This is a genomic window from Sulfuricaulis sp. (assembly GCF_049587675.1).
In the GTDB taxonomy this organism is placed as follows: domain Bacteria; phylum Pseudomonadota; class Gammaproteobacteria; order Acidiferrobacterales; family Sulfurifustaceae; genus Sulfuricaulis.
This window is the reverse complement of sequence record NZ_JBAVEJ010000197.1, coordinates 1-1,874: the sequence shown is the minus strand read 5'-3', so window position 1 is coordinate 1,874 and position 1,874 is coordinate 1. Positions and strand designations below refer to the sequence as shown.

The following is a 1,874-nucleotide window of genomic DNA, read 5'->3' as shown; positions in this document are numbered from 1 at the left end:
GTAGAACCCCGCGCCACCGCAGATCTCGTCGACGACGTCGGGACCGACGTCCGCAGCTGCGACACCCAGTTTCGGCAGTTCGGCGGGCGGTCGATGTTCGCGGGCGAGATCCACACCGTGCGTTGCTTCGAAGACAACGCGTTACTCAAGTCCGTGCTCTCGGAGCCGGGCGAGGGCGCTGTGCTGGTGATCGACGGCGGCGCATCGTTGCACAGTGCGCTCGTCGGCGACGTCATCGCCGGACTCGGCCAGTCGAACGGCTGGTCCGGAATCATCGTCAACGGCGCCGTCCGTGACGCCGCCGCGCTGCGCGAGATCGACATGGGCATCAAGGCTTTGGGCACCAACCCGCGCAAGAGCAGCAAGACCGGGGCCGGGGAACGTGACGTCGAGGTCGAGTTCGGCGGAGTCACTTTCGTGCCCGGCGAACACGCCTACAGCGACGAGGACGGAATCCTCGTCGTCACGCCGACGCGGCAGTGACGGCTGCTCGCCGTCTCGAGAACAGCAGCGCCGGGTCGTCGACGCGGCCGTGGCGGATCAGGCCGATGTCGAGCAGGTAGTTCTGTTTGAGGCGCCAAGGCAGCTTCGCACCCGCTTTCGGTAACCGGTCGAGCGCCCGCAGGATGTAACCGGGGGTGAAATCCATCAGCGGGCGTTTCTCGACGGAGTCGCCGGGATGTTGCGGAACAACGGTGTCGAAGCCGTTGGCGTCCATGTAATTCAGGACGCGGCAGACGAATTCGGACGCCAGGTCGGCCTTCAGCGTCCACGACGCGTTGGTGTAGCCGACCGTGAACGCCATGTTCGGCAGCTCGGTGAGCATCATGCCCTTGTATGCCATCAACCCGTTGAGATCGACGGGCACGCCGTTGCGGGCAATGGCGGCTCCGCCGAACAGCTGGACGTTCAAACCTGTTGCGGTGACGATGATGTCGGCGGTCAGCTCTTCACCCGACGAAAGCCGGATACCGGTCTCGGTGAACCGGTTGATGGTGTCGGTGACGACGTCGGCCTGCCCGCGCCGGATCGTGCGGAACAGGTCGCCGTTGGGCACCAGGCACAGTCGCTGGTCCCAGGGCTTGTAGTTCGGGCTGAAGTGCTTGTCGACGTCGTAGCCCTCGGGCAGCATCCGTTTGGCCATTGTCATCAGCTGCTTGCGCATGAAGTTGGGGAAGCGCCGGCTGATCCGGTACTGCGCCGACTGCAGCAGAATGCTCTTCCACCGGTTCACCACATAGGCGAGGCGGGGTGGCAGCAGCTCCATGGTGCGCACGGCGAACGGGTCGACGTCGGGCAGCGACAAGATGTAGCTCGGTGACCGCTGCAGCATCGTGACGTGGCCGGCGCCCGAATTGACAAGCGCGGGAATCAAAGTCACCGCTGTGGCGCCGCTACCGATCACGACGATCTTCTTGCCTTGGTAGTCGAGGTCTTCCGGCCAGTGCTGCGGATGGACGATGATCCCTCGAAAGTCGTTGGCGCCGGGGAACTCCGGTGAGTAGCCCTCGTCGTAGTTGTAGTAGCCGCTGCACGCGAACAGAAACGAGCAGGTGATCTCGGTTTCCTCGCCGTCGCGATCGATGCGAAGGAACCATTTGTTCTCGGCGTCGGACCAGTCGGCGGCCAAGACCTTGTGGTGGTAGCGGATGTGCTTGTCGATGCCGAACTCGGCGGCCGTCTCCTTCAGGTAGGTCAGGATCGACGGGCCGTCGGCGATCCCACGCTCCGACGTCCACGGTTTGAACCGGAAGCCCAGGGTGTACATGTCGGAGTCCGAGCGGATGCCCGGGTACTTGAACAGGTCCCAAGTGCCACCGAGATCGGCGCGCGACTCCAGGATCGCGTACCTCTTCGACGGGCAGCGGTCCTGC

2 protein-coding genes are annotated in these 1,874 nt (G+C 64.4%); one reads left to right on the top strand and one right to left on the bottom strand.

Going from position 1 to position 1,874, the window contains the following annotated elements; translation table 11 throughout:
- The coding region (gene rraA, locus WB402_RS10320) for a ribonuclease E activity regulator RraA (protein ID WP_424207559.1) at positions 1–483 on the top strand (483 nt) is incomplete at its 5' end.
- On the opposite strand, the gene WB402_RS10315 is transcribed toward rraA, so the two are convergent.
- On the bottom strand, positions 464–1,874 hold a 1,411-nt coding region (locus WB402_RS10315; protein ID WP_424207557.1), incomplete at its 5' end, for a flavin-containing monooxygenase. The genes rraA and WB402_RS10315 overlap by 20 nt on opposite strands.